At 54.1% G+C, this 270-nt stretch carries 1 protein-coding gene; it reads right to left on the bottom strand.

What is annotated here, in order from left to right:
* A partial coding sequence (locus HEN33_RS27265) for a pyridoxal-dependent decarboxylase (protein WP_242460330.1) occupies positions 1-270 on the bottom strand: 270 nt, incomplete at both ends.

Raw genomic sequence — 270 nt, 5'->3', positions numbered from 1 at the left:
TGTATCCCGGATCTTCACCATCTTTCAGTTTGAAGCAAACCGCCGGGATGCCTTCATCCGGGCGACCGGTACAGATGAACTCATACGGCCCCAGTTTGGCGATTTCATCTGCCAGATAGGCCGCGACCTGGTAGGAGGCGTTCTGTACTTTGGTATAGCCTTCACGACCGAGGCGCAGAAACTCATAGTATTGTGCAATCACCTGGCCTGCCGGACGGGAGAAGTTGATGGCGAAAGTCCCAATCTGACCACCGAGGTAGTCAACGTTGA

The sequence above is a fragment of the Escherichia sp. 94.0001 genome (genome assembly GCF_013369155.2).
In the GTDB taxonomy this organism is placed as follows: Bacteria; Pseudomonadota; Gammaproteobacteria; order Enterobacterales; family Enterobacteriaceae; genus Escherichia; species Escherichia coli_F.
The sequence above is the reverse complement of the archived record's forward strand: the minus strand, read 5'-3'. Positions and strand labels throughout refer to the sequence as shown.